This is a genomic window from Virgibacillus sp. NKC19-3 (assembly GCF_019837165.1).
GTDB classification, from domain to species: Bacteria; Bacillota; Bacilli; order Bacillales; family Amphibacillaceae; genus Virgibacillus_L; species Virgibacillus_L saliphilus.
The window spans coordinates 785,813-805,609 of the sequence record NZ_JAGYHC010000001.1 but is presented as its reverse complement, the minus strand read 5'-3'; the positions used below and the strand labels follow the sequence as shown (position 1 = coordinate 805,609).

Here is a 19,797-nt window from a genome sequence, read left to right as displayed (position 1 = left end):
GCGAAAGTCTACGTGAATCTTATGCTTGGAAAACGAAAAGGAATCATGCCCCTGCATCAGGGGAGCCGTGAGTTGGCCGGCAAGGCCGTTCTTAGTCGGCCTTCCTTTGTCAAGTGAACCGATGATGACTTTCGCCACAGGCATAAGTGCGACTATGGCTCTGCCTGCGCCTGTCGGCTTGTCAGTCGCCAAGTCTTCTTTATCGTAGGGAGCTCTCGTGTTATCTCCTCGTTTTTGGCGCTTGTAGCTGGACGTAGCCATTAATCAATAATACGTTATGCCCAAGCAAATCATTTTATAATTTCCTAGGCAACAAAACAAAAAGACCTTGGTGGTCTTTTTGTTTACTCCCCTAATTGATCATATGACCATAATCTATGAATATGCACAGCTAAAATACTACCAATCATCTTTGTATGCTTCATGCCATTTTTTGAATTCTGATCCTGTCCGTGAGCATTAATGATATGAAACGCTATATGAGCAGCCTCTTCTTTTGGGAGATCGGTATCAAATGTTTTGTTGACTCTATTTAAAGCAAATTCTCCAATTTGTATCTTTTATCCTGAATTAACTACCTATTTATTTGCCCTACCTTAAACTGTTACCCGAAACGCCCTTATTCTCCCATCTCACGCTTAAGCTCTATGACTCTTTCTTTAGTCAAGCCAGTAATTTCACTAATGAAATTGATATCTAAGTCACTTGCCAAAAGCCGGCGAACCATTTCTGTTATTTGTTGTTCCAAGTAATTTTCATTTTGGTCTATACTTTCTTTCCTTTGCCTTATTTCTTCTTTCTCTAGTTCTACTTCTTCCTTACCTAATTCTACTTTCTTCTGATCTCGTTCTAACCCTTCCTTGTCTTTTTCTAATTCTTCTTTGTTCTTTTCTAGTTCATCCTTGTCCTTTTCTAGTTCATCCTTGCTTTTTTCTAATTCGTCCTTGCTCTTTTCTAGTTCATCCTTACTTTTTTCTAATTCTTCTTTGTTCTTTTCTAATTCATCCTTGCCTTTTTCTAGTTCATCATTGCCTTTTTCTAATTGTTCCTTGCTTCGTTCTACTGCTTCTTGCTGTCGTTGTAGCTTTTGAGCAAGTAAGTCCATGTCACGTTGGAAAGATTCCTCATCCAGAATACGCTTCAACCGGGACTCATAAGCTAACTTTTGCTCCAGCGTCATGCTTAACTCCTCCCAATTTTGAAATGCTGTATTCAACGTTTCATCGTTCATTGCAATTCCCTCCAATTCCGCATAAATATCAGCATATATTCTACTGTTTCTATGATCCACAATACCAAGCAACAGGAGCCATCTAGCTAACACACTATTCCACGGGTCCAACTTGTCTTCTTTCCAGGCTTGTACTAACTTACCCATCTCAATGAAGTGGTACTCCATTATGTCTGTCATTTTGAATTGCTTATCATCTTCGTACAGATGATAAGAGGTATGGAAGCGCTCCGTTTGTTTGAAAAGATCAAAATTAAGAATGTTAATCGCAATGACAGGGCGTAATTCTTTATACGACATACCTTTTCCCAGTGGGGCCTGATAAGCCTTGGACCAGTAGAAAACAGAACGCTTAATCATATAGTATTTATTCCCAAATTGCATTTCAACATTAATCCATTCATCAGAGTCAGTAAATACCATTAAATCCAATCTTGACTCCTTATCATCAGCATATTCACGGGCTAATTCTGTATTCGTAAAAGAAATATCTCTGACCCGATCTCTGCCTGTTTTTTGCAAAATAGCATTTAAAAACACGACTGTGATGTCTTTATTCTTTTCATTTCCAAAAAGTTGTTTAAACGCATAATCCACTTTTAAATCCATCAGTTTATCTAGCGGAATTCGTTTCAATGATTTTGTTTTTCTTTTCTGATTCTTATTGTTGTAATCGCTAGGCTTCTCTTTCACGTTGAAAATTGTCGTCTCACGAGCACGCTTTTCATCATATAGTTGATCTAGTGCCATTCTACCACATCCCTTCCTAGTTGTGAGTCCATACGGAGGTTTATGTTAATCATATCGTTCTTTCTTATGATTTTTTAACCAACATCCCACTTACCATACATCCCGCTAATTTATTAGCTATCGCCGAATTTCGAAATAGCCCATTCAACAGAACTGGCTCCGTAAAGAATTCCTCCACCAACACCTTTCCTTCAATAAAATAAGAGTGCATAGGTGAAATCCAGCTGAATATGCAATCCATTTTTATGTTGAAAAGAAAAATGTGCGTGGCTAAATTGATAATTGTTGATATCGTTTCCATTTTTTTCGTAATAATGATCAAGTTCCGGATTTCTTTTTTCATCTAATATAGTTCCAAGTATCCGATAAAAATCCTCAATTTGATCATGGAAAATGGATTCATCCAATTCCCCACTCAAATTATTTTCATCATGCGTATAAAATACTCTTTATGTTTTTCCATCACTCAATCAATAAATTGTTTCGGGATGAAATTAAATTAAGTCGGTAGAGTAATAAAAACATCGGAGAAGATCCACCCTGTTCCCCTCCTTCCTATGCCTTTTATGTATATTGATTTATTCAATATAGGTATTTGTTATTTAAAGCATATCCTTTTATAATAATACTGGTAAAGGGGAGTTTGAAGTTAAGCTAAGTGAAATAATAATTACATGCATAAAGAATAAAAGGAAAGTGACATTGCTTCGTCCACTCCTTTTCATAAAATAGGTAGAAGGGGTCAATGAAAATGGAATTAGAAAAACTTTTATCCAAAATGGCAACGGAAGGGATAATTCATGGTGGTTCAGAAGTTAATAAGGCAATGAGTGCCATATCTGATGAAACGAGACGCTTATGTGCCCAATTGAATAATGGTGTTTATACAAATAAACAGATTCGGGAACAAGTATCGACAATCATCGGCCAAGAATTAGATGACAGCTTTTCTTTGTTTGTCCCTTTTACATCAGATTTTGGGAAAAACATTAAAATAGGGAAAAATGTGTTTATTAACTCTGGATGTCGTTTCCAAGATCAAGGGCAAATCATCATCGGAGACGGAAGTTTAATCGGTCATAATGTTGTTCTTGCAACCATAAATCATGATTACAATCCATTAAATAGGGGTACTATGTACTTGAAACCAATTGTATTGAAAGAGAGCGTGTGGATCGGTTCCAGTTCAACCATTCTTCCAGGTGTTACAGTTGGAGAAAACTCAATTGTTGCAGCTGGATCCGTAGTCACCAAAGATGTCGCACCTAACACCATTGTCGGTGGAAATCCTGCACGATTTATCGCATATGTAGAGGATAAAATAGAATAGTGGGCACCATGGAATAGGTGATTATTATTCTATAGTAGATATTTATTAAAACAATTTATATATATAAACAAACGAAGGAGGAATTACTGATGACAGTAAAAAATAAAGTCGTTCTTATTACCGGTGCTTCTTCCGGAATTGGAGAAGCTACAGCTAAATTATTGGCCAGTCAAGGTGCGAAATTAGTATTAGGTGCTCGTCGAGAGGATAAATTACAGCAATTGACAGAAACAATCACCAAAGATGGTGGAGAAGCAGTTTACCAAATAACAGATGTTACCAAGATAGAAGATAATCAGAAATTAGTTGAACTAGCAAAAACTGAATTTGGCAACGTAGATGTCATCTTTTTAAATGCAGGCTTAATGCCTAACTCACCATTATCCGAATTAAAGAGCAATGAATGGAATCAAATGGTGGATGTAAACGTAAAAGGTGTTTTAAATGGTATTGAAGCGATTCTTCCAGAATTTAAAAAACAAAAATCTGGACATGTCATCACAACTTCTTCTGTAGCAGGACTCAAAGCTTATCCAGGTGGTGCCGTTTATGGGGCAACGAAATGGGCGGTACGCGATTTAATGGAGGTTCTCCGTATGGAATCTGCACAAGAAGGAACCAATATCCGGACAGCAACCATTTATCCAGCTGCCATCCGAACCGAGTTGCTTGAAACAATCACAGATGAACAAACCGCAAAAGACGCGAATGCGATGTACAATCAATATGAAATCGGTCCAGACCGTGTTGCCAATGTTGTTGCATTTGCAATCGACCAGCCAGAAGATACCAATGTAAATGAATTTACAATTGGACCAACAACACAACCTTGGTAATCAAGGAAACAATTGGCATCCATCTCATTATTCGTAAAATCAATGTAAATACTATATAATAGTAATGTAAAGCTGAAATTTATTAAATCAACCCAGCATAAACCGCATGAACTAATGGAAAGCTGTTCACTATGACATTTTCATCATAAAAACGCTTCATTCGACAGTTCGACGGACTAACATGATAGTCCGTCGCTTTGTCTTCAACATTTTTCTTCTCATTTCATCTCAAAAGAACACTGATTATCATTGATTATAAGCTTTTTATTTACTTTTACAAGAAAATACTTTATGCTCTCAATCAGAATATATCATCAGACCTAAATAAGAGCCTTGTTTCCCTTGGTTGTTCCGTACTTTACATAAAATGGGAGGTGTCATAGTGAAACGGTTTATTTTATTATTAATGATTGTGTTTGCCGGATTTATATCAAAACCGCTATGGGAAGAACCAGTTCAACAGATCATTCCTTCTGTAGCGGATTCCGTCCATTCTACAGTCGATTGGATAAAGGACAATCCGGATATCAATGCTGCATTTGATACGTTAAATCAGCAATTGCATTCTCTATTTGCTACGATTGATAATCTGCCTTCAGAATCAAACGATACGAACACGGAATCACCGGAATTAACGGATCCTACCGATCAACAATTTTCGATTCATAATATTGAAATAGGCGACTCCAAAGCCGAAGTAGAACAAGAAACCGGAGAGCCACAGCGGACTTCGGAAAATGAATATGGTGTGAATTGGGAAACCTATCATGAAAACTACCAAAATTTTGTCATGGTTGCCTATGATGAAGATAATATTGCGCGTGGGCTTTATACCAATCAAGATCTAATTGCCTCTTCAACAGGAATAGAATTAGGAAGCCCTAAGGAATCTGTTGCTGAGCACCTCGGCACTCCAGAATCAACGCTGAGAAAAGGGTTAATCAACTATCAAATTAATGACAATGGTGAATATGATGTATTCCAAATTGACAACAACTATGTCACGGTTTTTTACGACAACCATGAAAATGATACGGTTACAGCTATGCAAATTATCGATGAAAGTCTGGAGCAAAACAAAAGTGCACTTTATACCGAACCCGATCAGAAGCTACAAGAAGGCTTTGAATATCAATTATTTGATTTAACAAATGCCACAAGAGCAAAGCACGATCTACCTATTTTAACATGGGATGATCAGGTAAGAGAAACGGCATACGATCATAGCTCGGACATGGCGGAAAATCAATATTTCGACCATGTAAACGTAGAAGGCCAATCCCCATTTGATCGCATGGAAGAAGACGATATTCGTTTTACGACAGCCGGTGAAAACCTTGCATACGGTCAATTCAGCAGCATCTACGCTCACGAGGGCCTCATGAATTCCTTAGGGCACAGGGAAAATATCCTTCAGGAAAATTATAGGAACTTAGGAGTCGGAGTGGCATTTAATGACGAGTCACAGCCTTATTATACCGAGAATTTTTATAGTGATTTCTTTTAATTGGTAACTACTTGCAGCAAATTAGGAATGAAAGTGGGACGTATGATTATGTAATGATAAAGGAGTGATTGATTGTTATTGCGGTTATGTCGATTTGATGTTGTACTCGATCGATTTAGGGACGCACTCGATCGGTTTGGTGCTGTTCTCGATCGATTTATTGCTGTGCTCAATCGATTTGAGAGCGCGCTCGGTCGGTTTATAGCTGCACTCGACCGATTCCGATACTATTAGCTATGTCGCAGTAAACTATCGGGATGACAGGAATTGAACCTGCGACCCCTAGCACCCCATGCTAGTGCTCTACCAAGCTGAGCTACATCCCGTCCAATTAATAAATATACTAGAAGAATTGGCATGATATCATCATATCATAATCAGATAAATAGATTATGAATGGACATAAACAATTGCCATTTTTTCGAGGTATGATTCAATTATAGGATATAACGATACCACAACCTCTCATCTCTTCCATTAAATTATAAATGAACAGTTACTATATTAGAACAGAAATTTTCAATTGTAAAGTAGTTATATAAGTAATCACACAGACAACAAACTGAAATGATTTCTTCTGCTTGTTACTAATGAAAACAAAATTGGTAAAAAACTTTTGCTCCTTTTTTGTTACAGCTATACTTTTGCTGTCCTCTATTGAGGCCGTGCCCGATCGATCTTGATTAGTTTCCGGCTGCTCCTCTATTTCACGCAAGTTTATATATTTCACGGGCCAATGATTCCAAAATATAAAGAACAGGTACTTGTGTCGTGATATTTGCGCTTTCAAACCACTCTTCCGTTACATAATATGGGATGTTTATATCAGAGATTTTTGCAACGGTTGAATGTTTGTTGTTGGTAATACTAATAATTTTACTACCTTCTTGTTTGATTTGATTAAGGTGCGTAACTGCAAAATCCGTTTCTCCCGATACGGATAAAGCAATGGTTGCACTGTTATAACGTAACTTGGAATGAATCGGAAAGAGTGGATCTTTAATATACATCGAAAATTTACCCAGGCTTGAGAAATATCTTGCCCCGTATTCAGCAAGGATGCCGGAGCTTCCTATGCCAATAAAAATGACACTATCTGATTCGTTAACGAGACTTGCCGCCTGTTTAATTTTTTCTTCGATATCTCCTTTTAACGTCCGCTCAAAGAATTCCATCACGGAATGTTGCGATTCCTTTAAAACCGTTTTCTTATTTTCTTCCAAATGCATTTTTAATTTTACTTTAAACTCAGAAAAACCTTCACAATTTATTTTTCTACAAAAGCGTAAAATGGTAGCTGTCGATACATGGGTTGCTTCTGCGAGTTCGCGAATTCGCATATAAGCGACTTTTTCACTATGTTGACTGATATAATTGTATAAAGATGTCTCTAACTCATTGAATGAAGCGATCATCTCATGGGTAAACATGACGCAGAACTCTCCTTCTGTCCGTAATCATACAGTTTCATTTTAACATAACTATCCGGAAAGATACACATTGTTACATTCACGAAACAAATTACTTCTTACGTTATTAACCACGAAAAGCTCTTCATTTATTTACCTTCACCCTATAAGCGGATACAATTGATGTATAGGTCCTTTTAATGTATAAGAGGTTCTTATCATGATTTGGAGGTGTATAGATATGACAAAAGGTATTAAGATTGCAACAATCGGTGGAGGATCAAGTTATACGCCAGAATTAATCGAAGGGTTTATTAATCGATACGATGAATTTCCATTGAGTGAACTTTGGTTGGTGGATATCGAAGCGGGAAGAGAAAAGCTGGAGATCGTTGGAGAATTTGCGAAACGGATGATTGAAAAAGCAGGTCTTCCTATCGATGTTCATTTAACATTTGATCGGAAAGAAGCTTTAAAAGATGCTGATTTTGTTACAACGCAATTCCGTGTAGGCGGTTTAGATGCCCGTGCAAAAGACGAACGCATTCCAGTGAAATATGGCGTACTAGGACAAGAAACCAATGGACCTGGTGGGTTATTTAAAGGATTACGTACCATTCCTATCATTTTAGATATTACGAAAGATATGGAAGAACTTTGTCCGAACGCATGGTTAATCAATTTCACCAATCCTGCTGGTATGGTAACAGAAGCTGTACTACGCTACTCCAATATTGATAGAGTTGTAGGGTTATGTAATGTTCCCATTGGTATGGAAATGGGCGTTGCCAAATTATTAGATGTAGACCATTCCCGAATCCGCATTGATTTTGCAGGGCTAAATCATATGGTATACGGGCTGGATGTATATCTTGATGGCATCAGTGTAAAAGATGAAGTCATTCAAAAAATATCCGATCCGGAAAACTCAAGTTTCGTTAAAAATATAAAAGGTATGGGGTGGGAACCAGCATTTATTCAATCCTTAAATGCGCTGACTTGTCCATACCATATGTATTACTACAAGTCGAAAGATATGTTGGATAAGACGATCGAAAGTTCCAAGACTGAAGGTACTCGTGCTGAGGTTGTGCAGCAGTTAGAAAATGATTTATTTGAGCTTTATAAGGATCCGGACCTTGATATAAAACCACCCCAATTAGAAGAACGAGGCGGTGCCTATTATTCGGATGCAGCAGTTCGTTTGATCACATCGATCTACAACGATAAACGTGACATTCAACCAGTAAACACGATGAACCGTGGTGCCATTGCTAGCATACCGGACGAATCAGCCGTTGAAATCAGTTGTGTTATTACAAAAGATGGCCCTATACCATTGGCGATGGGAGATCTACCAGTTGCTGCGCGTGGGCTTGTCCAGCAAATTAAGTCATTCGAACGAATTTCAGCAGAATCAGCCGTAACTGGAGATTATACGAAAGCAGTTCTTGCTTTAACGATTAATCCCCTAACACCAAGTGATGCGACCGCGAAACAAATTGTCGATGAAATGATGGAAGCGCATAAAGAACATCTTCCTCAATTTCACCAAGAAAAAGTTAGCATGATATAAATGAATAGAGTGCTGGGGTTCATCCAGCACTCTATTTCATTCCATTCAATCTGAAAGGAGAAACACATATGATTAAATTAGTTCTATCTGATATGGATGGGACATTCTTGAATAATAGTGGTGACTTTAACAGGGAGCTATACAAGGATGTAAAAAGGATGATGGAGGAAAAAGGTGTTGCCTTTGCCCCAGTTACCGGTAAACAATGCGAACGTGTAGAAGAATTATTTGGTTCGGATGCAGAGGATTTTTGGATTTTAAGTGATAGTGCAACCCGAATCAAGCATCATGGAGAATTTGTCTATGAATCACTTCTTCCTAACAAATTAGGACTAGCTATCATTCATTTACTTGAGGAAATAAGCTCGGACCATACCATTATTGCGTGTACAAAAAATGCGGCAATTATAAAAGATACCACTTCACCGGAGGAAGCTGCCATTGTCAGAGGATCCTACGCTCACCTACAACAAGTATCTGACTTTCATACGATCACGGAAGATTTTATTAAAATCACCATTCACGATCCAACCTTGCAATGTTTTGAAACAAAAGAAAAATTAGCTCCCTTCTTCGAGTCAGCTTATATTGTCGCATCTGAAGCGGCTTGGATAGACATCGCTGATGCCAATGTTCACAAAGGTACAACCGTGGAACAATTACAGCAAATTGTAAACGTAACACCAGAAGAAACACTTGCTTTTGGAGATGGATACAATGATATTGAACTCATGACTCGCAGTACGTATAGCTTTGCTATGCGAAATGCCGTTCAGGAAACCAAAGATGCTGCGAACTTCATCACCCGCTCCAATGAAGAAGATGCTGTCATGAAAACAATCATGCGTCTATTATCCCTGCAACCAAAAGTAAATAGGTAACATGTTTCGTAAGGGGTTTTACGAAGGAGGAACGGACATGACAATAAAACTCATTGCTGTAGATATGGATGGAACATTTCTTGATGATAACAAGAAATACGATTACGAACGATTTTCCAAGCAATATGCACAAATGAAAGAGCAAGGCATTCGATTTGTTGTTGCAAGTGGAAATCAATATTACCAGTTGAAATCATTCTTTGGGGCTATGCAAGAGAAAATCAGTTATGTTGCTGAAAATGGAGCTTTTATTGTTGACCAAGGGCAGGAGGTGTTCTCGGTTGAAATTCCTAAAGAAGATGTAAGACTTACTTTGGAAGAGCTGGAAACTCATCATAGCATTCAGGTCGTATTATGTGGAAAAGCAAGTGCTTATGTACGGGATAGCATATCAGATAACATTTTTCAAAAAATCAATAAATATTATCATCGATTAAAAAGAGTACCAAGTTTTGAACAGATTGATGATCAAATATTAAAATTTGCATTGGCATGCCCAGAAGAGGAAACGCTTCAACTAAAGGATTGGCTTCATCATCGAATCGGGAATATAGTAACGCCTGTCTCAAGTGGGCATGGGAGCATTGATTTGATCGTTCCCGGTTTCCATAAAGCTTACGGAATCCAATTATTGCAGAAACAGTGGGATATCAAAAATGATGAAACGATGGCTTTTGGAGATGGAGGCAATGATATTGAAATGTTGCGGCATGTGAAGTATGGATTCGCAATGAAAAACGGGAGCGATGAAGTAAAAAGTAGCGCAACATCTATTGCCCCATCTAATAATGAGAGTGGTGTATTGGAAATAATAGATCAATATATTTAAAAATAAATACATGGTGGATCAAAAATCTGTATTCTGAACATGATGATAAGTAGCGCCGACTATACCTGCCTGGTTTTTAAAATGACATGTATCTACTTCCAATAAGTCATTATGAAGTCCATATTTTCTTAATTGGCTCTTCAATTCACTCACCAGGGAGGGACGGCTCGAAATGCCACCTCCTATTAATAGTTTACCAGGATTTATCGCGTTGAAAATATTGTAAATCATTTTTGCGATTGATTCATAGAAATCGGATACGATAGCCTTTGCATCTTGATCTCCATCATCAAAGGATTGAAACAAGAGCTCTCCGCTCACTTCATGTAATGGTATCTTTTTAGCTGTTGCAAATTGCATACATAAAGCACGCATGGTTGACGTATAATTATAGGAACTTTTCCGTGTATTTTCTGCTTTGTTCCTATGAACCATATGGCCAAATTCACCTGCACGGTTTGACGCACCACGATATAACTGATTGTTGAGGAATAGAGCTCCTCCTACTCCAGTCCCTATCGTTATACATACAAAATCTGTATTTTCTTGAGCATTACCTAGCCATTTTTCTGCATAAGCAACACAATTCACATCATTTTCAATCGTAACTGGCATGGACAACTCGTTCTCCAGATAGGATTTCATATTAAAGTTATCAAAATCCCGAAATGCTCCTCCATTTTCAATATAGCCAGAAGCTGCATCGATAAATCCGGGGGCACTAATAGCGAGCCCTTTGACACCATTATACTTTTCGTGTGCAATTTCCTTTATTCCTTCTAATACAATGGATCCATCTGCATTTTGTGAGGAGAATTTTCCAAACTCTACAATGTCTCCTAGCTCATTTAAAATGCCATATTTTGTTTCTGTACCACCTATATCAATTGCTAAATAGTGATCCACTGTGACTCCCCCCTTTCTATATTATACGGTTAATTTATATCCTAGACAAATATGTGTGAGGGGGTTAGCCATTATTTGATACAATTATTTTTGAGTAAAGTGGATATGTAACCAGTTTTTTAAATACAATGAGGGGGGTTTACCTATGAAAAAGATATTATACTTAATGAGGCATGGACAAACGATATTTAATGTGAGACGAAAAATTCAAGGCTGGTGTGATGCACCACTTACTGAATTAGGAATGAAACAAGCAGCGGTTGCTGCAGCATATTTTAAAGAAAACAACATCATTTTTGACGCAGCTTATAGCTCTACATCCGAAAGAGCCTGTGACACGTTAGAAATGGTGACGGATATGCCTTATACACGTGTAAAAGGGCTAAAGGAATGGAACTTTGGTGTCTTTGAAGGTGAAAGTGAGGACTTAAATCCACCACTTCCTTATCATGATTTCTTTGTTACTTTCGGCGGTGAAGGACAAGAAGAATTTCAGAAAAGAATTGCTGAGGCATGTCGCGACATAATGGAACAAGACAATAAAGTTGTTTTAGCTGTGTCTCATGGAGCAGCTTGCAAGAATTTCATGAGGTATTGGGAACATACTAGTGTCATTACACAACAAGAAAAGATCGGTAATTGTTGCATTTTGAAATTTGAATATGAGAACCATGCGTTCGAATTAGTTGATATTATTAATCATGATTTTAGTGAGTTATGAGACTCGAAGCAAAGGCCGTTGCAGCTGATTCACCAAAATTGCAGCTCCCTGGAAAATGGCCAAAGGATGGAGGGAAGGTGTCCAGCTGTCCTATTAATTACTGTTTTTGATTGATATAACTTAGTTAAAACATTAAAGAAGAGCCGACTCATCTTTTTCATATTTAAGTTCTATCATCGTTCTACTTACAAGTTATTGCTGTTAATTCCCTTCTACTGGATCACTTGATCAAAGAAACAGTCCAATATAAATAAGAAAAAGAATCCAGCAGCAAAAACAGTGATTTACAAAACAGGTACAATCATGACTATGAGAAAAACGCCGAAACAGTTTCAATGTTACTTCACGGCGTTTCTCGCGTTGACTTTAAAGGATTACTTACCATCCGTTCTTGGTAATGAATAGAAACCGTAATTAAATTGTTCCCATAAATGAGGTGGTAAATCATGTTTATCTTCTCTATAAGGGTCGAATTTCGACATGATTTCGTCCGCTTTACCATTTTGTATTTTATTAACGAAATTGTGATCTAATAGAATTTCTCTACCTAATGCTATTAGGTCAACATTTCTTGATTCTACAGCCTCTAATGCGTCCTCAGCAGTAAATATTGACCCAATACCAACTAATGGCATCCGACCATCAATCCACTGGTGAAGTAATTTAATTCTTTCTTCGCCTTGATACTTACCTTCACGCGTTTTAGCGTGTACGTCGCTTAATGAAACATGTAAGAAATCTAACGGTTTTTCAATTAAATTTTTCACCAATTCTTCTGTGATTTCCATCGTTATACCTGGCGTTTCTGCTTCTTCTGGTGAAAATCTATATCCAACAATGAATTTCTCATCTGCATGAGCTTTAACCGTATGAACAACCTCATCGACGACTTTCATTGGGAATTTGAATCTGTTTTCTCCCCACTCATCATCACGACGATTATAATATGGTGAAACAAATTGTTGGATGAGATAATGGTTTGCCCCGTGTATTTCTACACCATCAAATCCTGCTTCGATCACTCTTCGTGTTGCCTCACCAAACGCTCTAATGGTGTATTCAATTTCTTCTTGCGTCATTTCCCTGGCATGATGTTCCTCTTTTTCATAGGATGGACTATGTTTCTCATCACCTTGCAACGTTATAGGACTTGGAGCAACTACATCTCCATTTGGTGTTAGATATGGCATTGACTGTGCCCCGCCATGATGTATTTGTACAATCGCTGTTGCCCCATTTTTCTTCATCGCTTCAGCTAACCGTTTTAAACCATCAAGATCTGAATCACGTGCAACGGAAGGCTGACCAGGAAATGCTTTTCCCAAATCAGTCACATTACTGGCTGCAGAAATAGCTAATCCAACATCTTTAGAACGTTGTTCGATATATTCAATTTCCACATCAGAAACGGTACCATCATCGTTGGAAGATACATGTGTAAGTGGTGCTAAAACAACTCTATTTCTTAATTCTACTTTGTTAGGTAACGTTACCTTTTCAAATAAAGGTTCAAACTTCTTATCCATTACTATAATGCCTCCTAAAATTTACATGTACGTGCATGTATCCTGACCTGATTAAGTCAGCCATATTACTTTATCAATTATTCGAGAAATCACGAAATGGTAAATTAGAAAACTTGGTTGTCACCAAACTTTTGGGTGACAACTTAGTTGCACTTATGCAGTAGAAAGTATTTTATACTTTCTTAACTGCCAAAAAAAATAACTTACAGATCTTTTTTTATGATAGAAGACAATTCTTCTATACGTTTTTCATTTCGACGATAGTAAGTCCATTGACCGTGTCGTTCCGATTCTAAAAGTCCGACTTGTTGCATCATCTTTAGATAATGCGAAACAGTGGATGGTGACACTCCCGCTTTTTCTTGAATGTCCCCTACACAAACCCCACCTTTCTCACTGAAATTTTTCGTAAGGTCATCAACTGGTTTATCAAAATGATCTAACGGATTTTTCAACCATTGAAGCATCTCTAGCCTATTTTCATTACCCAGAACCTTAAAAATTTCTACTAAGTTTTCCATGGGGTAAATACTATTCGATAATTATCGATATGTCAATACCATCCTAAACGTTCTTCAAAATAAAAAGAGCCCCCCTTGGTATGTTTTAATCACTTATTGCATTACCAAAAGTTGGGCCCCTTTTCACTGGGAAGGAATTTTTGTACATCGACATAAAGAAGCGTCCTAAACAACAAGCAGTAACTTAGGGGGGTTTCGGTTTTTCAATAGCTGAGATCAAGTTATTGCCTTTAAATCACCGCCAGCCCTTGTATTCTTTTCCCTTTCAAATGATCCGGCCATTCCACTGGGACTTTCCCCCAAGTTCGTCCTGCATCGTGCGACATATACAAGCCGAGATTATTAATCGCGTAGAACACACCAGGCTCAGCAGGTTCTGAGGCTAGCGCAAAAACAGCGGATCCTTTCGATTCAGGAAGGCCTTCATATACACGAGTCCATGGACCTCCATTTTCGCGCCTCACTAAAATCGTGCTTGCTCGTGAAGGGTCATATGCTGCATGAGGCCCTTCTGCAGCCGACGCTATCATCGTATCTGCATTCCTCGAATCCACGGCAATATTGACCAAATAGTTATAAGGTTCCAGTCCTTTATTGAATGTCTGCCAAGTTTCCCCAGCATCAAAGCTTTCGGCATACCCGCCACCCGCGGCTTCGTATATGCGTCCGGCAACTTGGGGATGAATCGTTAATGCATGGCAGTCATATTGGGAATTCGGCTTTCGATCCTCCCAATGCGTTCCTTTATCTTCACTTTTCATGACACCACCAAGCTCAATGCCGACAAAAATACGATTCTCATCATGACGATCCGGTTCAATCCAACGCACGTGATGAGTATGAGGCCGTGGCGGAAAGCTCCAAGTAGATCGTGACGGCAAATCCAGTAATCCCGGGCAATCGGTCCATGTTTGGCCCCCATCTTCGGAACGAAACAAGCCACTGGGTTCCGTACCTGCCCATACAACTCGATACCTATTCACCTCCTCCGTCGGACTGACGACTACACTCATTATCCGGTTATGGGCTATGCCTGATCCGGCAGGCTTCCACGTCTCGCCACTGTCATCACTGATCCAAAGACCATCATCAAAGGTTCCACCATACAGTCTTCCCAGACGTGCAGGATCTGCTGCGAGGGATACCAATACATCCGGTGCCGATCTTTCTTTCATCACCCATTCCTGCCCCACTTTTTTGATTTCATAGACAGAACTTCCCGCAGAAAAGTATAAGCTTTTCAAGTGTTTCACCACCTTGTGTGATTTCGAATTCCATTATGTGACGTTTCCCTTGTTTATTGTTTTAAAAACACCTTGTATTTTCGACAATGCATTTTTTAAATGAATCCACCAAATCAATACATGGATTAGGTGGCTTTCGGAACTGTTTTATTCATCTCGAGGCAAAATCTTTACGGTTGCACTTACCGGTCCTTGTCCTAACATAGGTGGAAGATAGGAGCTGCCACCGTATTTTGCTTCATAAGCTTCATCGATCTTTTCCGTTAATGGAGGACCACTGTCGATAGGTTGAAAAATAACATTGTATTCCCCACCAGCTAGTTTTATCTTTCCTGCTTTTTGCTCTACAGCGGATTTATACCACCGTGAATTTTGACCATTATAAGCTCTGACATAGAGATTGTTGTCCGTTACAACGGACCAGATCCACGTTGGTGTACCAGGCGTTTTTCCATCACTATAAAAAGGTGATATATACATATCATCCGCTTTGGAAAAAGCATCAAGTTGTTCTTGGCTCCAGTTGGATTGCATAGATTTCATCTCCCTCTTTTTATTATAATTATATAATAGTACTTCGAGTCGGCTCTAGGTCAAGAATGATGCTTCCTTCTTTTGAGGATATTAGCAAGCTCTTTATCTATCTGAAAAGGAAGAAACATCATTTCTCCATTTATTTAATGAGGCTAAATGTCATTGAGTAAAAGGCGATGGTGAGGCAACCGAACAATCCATAATTGCTTCGGTTCCGGACACCGTTGCCTTACCCACGAATACCTGCTATATTTAAATAAATAATGGAATAAAGGAGGCCCAAAATGTCTCGGTTGGATGAAAATGAAACTTACACGTTGGATGAGTTCCTGTTGTATGTCAAGGAAGAACGCGCAGAATTATATGAAGGTACTCCTGTTTTCATGGCACCTGCTTCATTTCAACATGAAAATGTCATATCGAATTTAAGTAAGGAATTCGGGAATGCACTGGAAGGTAAATCGTGTTACGTATTTGGTAGCAATCTCCAGGTTGTTTTTCCATTTAAAAACACAAAAGGGAAAGACGATGTTGTTGTATTACCAGACATCTCCATTGTCTGTGACATGAACAAATTGCGTAACAAGCGCTGCTGCGGTGCACCAGACTTGATTGTGGAAGTACTTTCGCCCAGCACAAGTCGTAACGATCGCCTGCTTAAGCGAAACTATTATGAAAAAGCCGGAGTGAAAGAATACCTGATTGTCGACCCTCACAATCAATACATTGAAAAATATGTACTTCATGAAGATACACTTATTTTGGAAGAAGTTTATTCCAGTGAGAATCCATCTTTCGTTTCTACACTATTCCCTGATATTACTTTCTCTTTTAAGGATATCTTTTCTTTTGGGTTTGATGATGATATGGAATAATCATTTCAGTGCCAACCACCTGATCAATAACATCAATCAGGTGGTTTTGTAATCTGCTTTATTTAATTCCGAGGTGAAGTCTTTAAGGTTGCACTTACTGGTCCTTGTTGTAGGAGACTTCACGTCGTGTCCTACAAAGCTTCAAGATATATATAATTTTATCCTTCCCTGAATGGGAAAATCGGATCTTTTAAGTTAAACTCATACGTATTTTCATTTACAAATCCTACAGTATTCTTGCTATCATAAAGTTCTAACATAAAGCCAGCCATATCCTTTGCTGTATGATATTTCGAGATTTGTCCTTCATATTGGAATTCCTCTAAATCCAAAGATCGCTGCTCAAATTCTGTTTCCGTAACAGCAGGGACTAGAACCTTCGCTTGCATTTTTGAGCCCTTACTTTTTAATTCTTGCGCAAGGCCTTCTGTGAACGCACTTACGTAAAATTTGGTTGCGGAATAAGTAACTAAATTAGAAATCATAATATAGCCAGCTGCTGAAGAGACATTTATAATCTGTGTGCCTTCCACATTTGCATAATCTCTAACAAATAACGAGGAAAGAATGGTTAATGCTTCGATATTCAAATGCAGCATTGATTCAATTTTAGTTAGATTTTGCTCTTCAACAGCGTCAAAATTTCCAAAACCAGCGTTGTTAATCCATGTTTCCAACTCATATTTATTTAATGACTCATAAAAGGCATGAACATTTTCTGTTACTGATAAATCAACAGGTTTAACAATGACATCGAGATTTTGATTTATCCCCGCTATTTCACCTTTTAATTCTTCTAATTTATCTTCTCTGCGGGCAGCTAATATAAGATTTTTTCCACGTTCTGCAAATGCTAAAGCTGTTGCATATCCGATTCCTGAACTTGCTCCCGTTATTACAGTATATTTCACTTTTAATTCCTCCATCTAAAACATTTAATCCTGATAAATTTCTTTTGCGATATTAAATGCAGACCAAGCTTTTGGCCATCCAACATAGAACGAAATATGCGTAATAATCTCCGCAATTTCATTTTTAGTTATACCGTTTGCTTTCGCTTTTTGAAGATGTGGTGTCAATTGTTCAACATTTCCTCCTGCAATTAACGCAGTAACGGTGATCATACTACGATCACGTGGAGGAAGTTCTTCTTCCCTGGACCAAACTTCACCGAACAAGACATCATCATTTAGTTGGGCAAACTTCGGTGCAAATTCACCCAGCATGTTTCTTCCTGCAGTTTGTTTTTCCGCCATTTTTATTCACCCTTCCATGATTACATAATTTTATTTTCATGCCATAGGATACAGAAAAAAGCTGCAGCCCAGTGGCAACATTCGTATTTATATCGAACTTAAACTTAAGCTTTTGGCATTAATTCGGACCGACCACTGGGTGTGGTACATAAGCCTCTTCCAGAAATGCGATTTCTTCTGGTGATAATGTAATAGATAAAGCAGCCACAGGATCTTCTAATTGAGATATTTTTGTAGCGCCGATAATTGGAGCCGTCACAGGTTCTTTCTGAAGCAGCCATGCAAGTGCGATTTGAATTCGCGGTATGCCTCGCTTAGCTGCAATTTCGGCAACCCGGTCCACAATTAATCGATCCGTATCCGCGGTTGAACCATATTTGGATTTCTGGACTTGATCGGTTTCAGAACGCTTCGTTGTTTCCGACCAATCACGGGTCAATCTACCTGATGCGAGTGGACTATATGGTGTTACTGCAATTTTTTCCTCCCTGCAAAGAGGTAACATTTCACGTTCCTCTTCACGATACAAAAGGTTTAAATGGTTCTGCATCGACACAAACTTCGTCCAGCCATTTTTCTCCGCAACGTGGTTTGCCTTTAGAAACTGCCAGGCGTACATGGCAGAAGCACCAATATATCGTGCTTTCCCAGCTTTTACCACATCATGTAAGGCTTCCATTGTTTCTTCAATGGGGGTATGATAATCCCAGCGATGGATGATATACAGATCCACATAATCGGTTCCGAGACGCTCTAGACTTTTATCAATTTCGCTCATAATAGCTTTTCTGGAAAGGCCTGCACCATTTGGTCCTTCATGCATGCGTTGATGTACTTTTGTTGCAATAACAACTTCATCGCGATTGGCATAATCCTTTAAAGCTCGTCCAAGAAATTCTTCACTGGTTCCCATGGAATACACATTTGCCGTATCAAAAAAATTAATTCCTAGCTCAAGTGCTTTTTTGATAATCGATCGACTTTGTTCTTCATTCAGTACCCATGGATGAATCCACTTTTCTGCTTCACCAAAACTCATACTGCCAAGGCAAAGCCTGGAAACATCCAAGCCTGTATTTCCTAGTTTCACATAATCCATATTCCAATTCCTCACCTTTCTAATTTTTTATTTCAAATAACTTTCAAAATCATGTCGAATCACTTCGAGTAATGTAAACGTTCGATCCTCATATTCATATTTGAAAATACAGCAATTCGGAAATCCCTTTGCCAGTTCATTCTTCGAGTCCTGCCACACATCCAGGAAATTGAAACAAGCACCGGAATGTGATACAGCTAATACATTCACATGATTATCCTTTTCCATTATTTCGGTGCAAGTCTTCACCATTCTCTCTTTCACATCACTTCTCGATTCTCCACCATAAGGAACAAAAAATGTTTCAAAATCGTCCAGTGATTTAGGATTTAAATCTTGACTCTCTCCTTCAAATAATCCATAATTCATTTCTTTTAACCCTTTTAACCGCGTATATGGCAGTCGATCATTTAATATAATTTCTAATGTATCACAACTCCTTTCTGATGTTGAGCAATAAGCATGGTCTAATGGCATATTCTTAAGATATTCTCCTGCTATTTTAGCTTGCTTCGCTCCTAATTCTGTTAAAGGAGAGTCACAAGCCCCTTGAATTTTCCTTTTTTCATTAAATAACGTTTCACCATGACGCATTAAATAAAGTATTTTTTTCATAGTAACCCACCATTGGAATATTAATATTTTTCCTTTATCTGAATAATCTTAGTCTACAACCTAAAGTTGACTTTAGAGCAACAACTGTGCTTACTTCCTATTCATAGAGCCATATCCACGAGTGTCTATTTACATATCATATGGATCACTA

At 38.3% G+C, this 19,797-nt stretch carries 21 protein-coding genes and 1 tRNA gene; 9 read left to right on the top strand and 13 right to left on the bottom strand.

The window, feature by feature from the left end:
- Positions 1-619: 619 nt before the first annotated feature.
- On the bottom strand, positions 620-1,981 hold the full coding sequence (locus KFZ56_RS04100) for an Rpn family recombination-promoting nuclease/putative transposase (RefSeq protein ID WP_222640426.1): 1,362 nt from the start codon (positions 1,979-1,981) through the stop codon (positions 620-622).
- A 191-nt stretch (positions 1,982-2,172) separates the two neighbouring features.
- A complete protein-coding gene (locus KFZ56_RS04095; RefSeq protein WP_222640423.1) occupies positions 2,173-2,400 on the bottom strand; it encodes a hypothetical protein in 228 nt (75 codons plus the stop codon).
- A 332-nt stretch (positions 2,401-2,732) separates the two neighbouring features.
- On the opposite strand from KFZ56_RS04095, the gene KFZ56_RS04090 reads away from it, so the two are divergent.
- The 4 genes from KFZ56_RS04090 to KFZ56_RS04075 all read left to right on the top strand — a co-directional run bounded on the left by KFZ56_RS04090 (position 2,733) and on the right by KFZ56_RS04075 (position 5,888).
- Complete coding sequence (locus tag KFZ56_RS04090) at positions 2,733-3,311, top strand: DapH/DapD/GlmU-related protein (RefSeq protein ID WP_222640421.1); 579 nt, start codon at positions 2,733-2,735, stop codon at positions 3,309-3,311.
- An 89-nt stretch (positions 3,312-3,400) separates the two neighbouring features.
- Positions 3,401-4,147: an SDR family oxidoreductase gene (locus KFZ56_RS04085; RefSeq protein WP_222640419.1), complete on the top strand. Its 747-nt coding sequence runs from the start codon at positions 3,401-3,403 to the stop codon at positions 4,145-4,147.
- 382 nt (positions 4,148-4,529) lie between these two features.
- Entirely contained in the window at positions 4,530-5,654 is a 1,125-nt protein-coding gene (locus KFZ56_RS04080; RefSeq protein ID WP_309228250.1) for a CAP domain-containing protein, read from the top strand.
- Between the two features lie 72 nt (positions 5,655-5,726).
- Complete coding sequence (locus KFZ56_RS04075) at positions 5,727-5,888, top strand: hypothetical protein (protein ID WP_222640417.1); 162 nt, start codon at positions 5,727-5,729, stop codon at positions 5,886-5,888.
- Positions 5,889-5,906: 18 nt separating this feature from the next.
- Here KFZ56_RS04075 and KFZ56_RS04070 read toward each other — a convergent pair.
- Both KFZ56_RS04070 and KFZ56_RS04065 read right to left on the bottom strand, forming a co-directional pair.
- Positions 5,907-5,980: transfer RNA gene (locus KFZ56_RS04070), tRNA-Pro, on the bottom strand.
- A 381-nt stretch (positions 5,981-6,361) separates the two neighbouring features.
- Positions 6,362-7,084: a MurR/RpiR family transcriptional regulator gene (locus KFZ56_RS04065; protein ID WP_222640415.1), complete on the bottom strand. Its 723-nt coding sequence runs from the start codon at positions 7,082-7,084 to the stop codon at positions 6,362-6,364.
- Positions 7,085-7,304: 220 nt separating this feature from the next.
- Here KFZ56_RS04065 and KFZ56_RS04060 point away from each other — a divergent pair, with 220 nt between their 5' ends.
- The 3 genes from KFZ56_RS04060 (at position 7,305) to KFZ56_RS04050 (ending at position 10,349) form a co-directional block, all read left to right on the top strand.
- Complete coding sequence (locus KFZ56_RS04060) at positions 7,305-8,639, top strand: 6-phospho-beta-glucosidase (RefSeq protein ID WP_222640413.1); 1,335 nt, start codon at positions 7,305-7,307, stop codon at positions 8,637-8,639.
- Positions 8,640-8,707: 68 nt separating this feature from the next.
- Positions 8,708-9,520 carry an HAD family hydrolase gene (locus KFZ56_RS04055; RefSeq protein WP_222640412.1) on the top strand — a complete coding sequence of 271 codons (813 nt, stop codon included), beginning with the start codon at positions 8,708-8,710 and terminating at the stop codon, positions 9,518-9,520.
- Positions 9,521-9,557: 37 nt separating this feature from the next.
- The gene (locus KFZ56_RS04050; protein ID WP_222640411.1) at positions 9,558-10,349 is read left to right on the top strand and encodes a Cof-type HAD-IIB family hydrolase; all 792 of its coding nucleotides are present in this window, start codon (positions 9,558-9,560) and stop codon (positions 10,347-10,349) included.
- Positions 10,350-10,367: 18 nt separating this feature from the next.
- On the opposite strand, the gene KFZ56_RS04045 is transcribed toward KFZ56_RS04050, so the two are convergent.
- Entirely contained in the window at positions 10,368-11,255 is an 888-nt protein-coding gene (locus KFZ56_RS04045; protein WP_222640410.1) for an ROK family protein, read from the bottom strand.
- 145 nt (positions 11,256-11,400) lie between these two features.
- Between KFZ56_RS04045 and KFZ56_RS04040 the strand changes: the two genes are divergently transcribed.
- Positions 11,401-11,976 (top strand): histidine phosphatase family protein, encoded by a 576-nt coding sequence (locus KFZ56_RS04040; protein ID WP_222640409.1) that lies wholly within the window; start codon positions 11,401-11,403, stop codon positions 11,974-11,976.
- A gap of 374 nt (positions 11,977-12,350) precedes the next feature.
- Here the strand turns inward: KFZ56_RS04040 and KFZ56_RS04035 are convergent, their stop codons facing one another.
- From KFZ56_RS04035 to KFZ56_RS04020, 4 genes are all read right to left on the bottom strand, one after another.
- Positions 12,351-13,502 (bottom strand): NADH-dependent flavin oxidoreductase, encoded by a 1,152-nt coding sequence (locus KFZ56_RS04035; RefSeq protein ID WP_222640408.1) that lies wholly within the window; start codon positions 13,500-13,502, stop codon positions 12,351-12,353.
- 203 nt (positions 13,503-13,705) lie between these two features.
- A complete protein-coding gene (locus tag KFZ56_RS04030; protein WP_222640407.1) occupies positions 13,706-14,023 on the bottom strand; it encodes an ArsR/SmtB family transcription factor in 318 nt (105 codons plus the stop codon).
- 230 nt (positions 14,024-14,253) lie between these two features.
- The gene (locus KFZ56_RS04025; protein ID WP_309228249.1) at positions 14,254-15,276 is read right to left on the bottom strand and encodes a WD40/YVTN/BNR-like repeat-containing protein; all 1,023 of its coding nucleotides are present in this window, start codon (positions 15,274-15,276) and stop codon (positions 14,254-14,256) included.
- A 138-nt stretch (positions 15,277-15,414) separates the two neighbouring features.
- Positions 15,415-15,801, bottom strand: coding sequence for a DUF2255 family protein (locus KFZ56_RS04020; protein WP_222640405.1), 387 nt, complete (start codon positions 15,799-15,801; stop codon positions 15,415-15,417).
- 284 nt (positions 15,802-16,085) lie between these two features.
- On the opposite strand from KFZ56_RS04020, the gene KFZ56_RS04015 reads away from it, so the two are divergent.
- Positions 16,086-16,676, top strand: coding sequence for a Uma2 family endonuclease (locus KFZ56_RS04015; protein WP_222640403.1), 591 nt, complete (start codon positions 16,086-16,088; stop codon positions 16,674-16,676).
- Between the two features lie 158 nt (positions 16,677-16,834).
- Here KFZ56_RS04015 and KFZ56_RS04010 read toward each other — a convergent pair whose 3' ends face one another.
- The 4 genes from KFZ56_RS04010 to KFZ56_RS03995 form a co-directional block, all read right to left on the bottom strand.
- Entirely contained in the window at positions 16,835-17,587 is a 753-nt protein-coding gene (locus tag KFZ56_RS04010) for an SDR family NAD(P)-dependent oxidoreductase (protein WP_222640401.1), read from the bottom strand.
- Between the two features lie 24 nt (positions 17,588-17,611).
- Positions 17,612-17,932, bottom strand: coding sequence for a carboxymuconolactone decarboxylase family protein (locus KFZ56_RS04005; protein WP_222640399.1), 321 nt, complete (start codon positions 17,930-17,932; stop codon positions 17,612-17,614).
- Positions 17,933-18,050: 118 nt separating this feature from the next.
- Entirely contained in the window at positions 18,051-19,031 is a 981-nt protein-coding gene (locus KFZ56_RS04000) for an aldo/keto reductase (protein ID WP_222640397.1), read from the bottom strand.
- A 27-nt stretch (positions 19,032-19,058) separates the two neighbouring features.
- Positions 19,059-19,646 (bottom strand): histidine phosphatase family protein, encoded by a 588-nt coding sequence (locus tag KFZ56_RS03995; RefSeq protein WP_222640396.1) that lies wholly within the window; start codon positions 19,644-19,646, stop codon positions 19,059-19,061.
- Between the last annotated feature and the right edge of the window lie 151 nt (positions 19,647-19,797).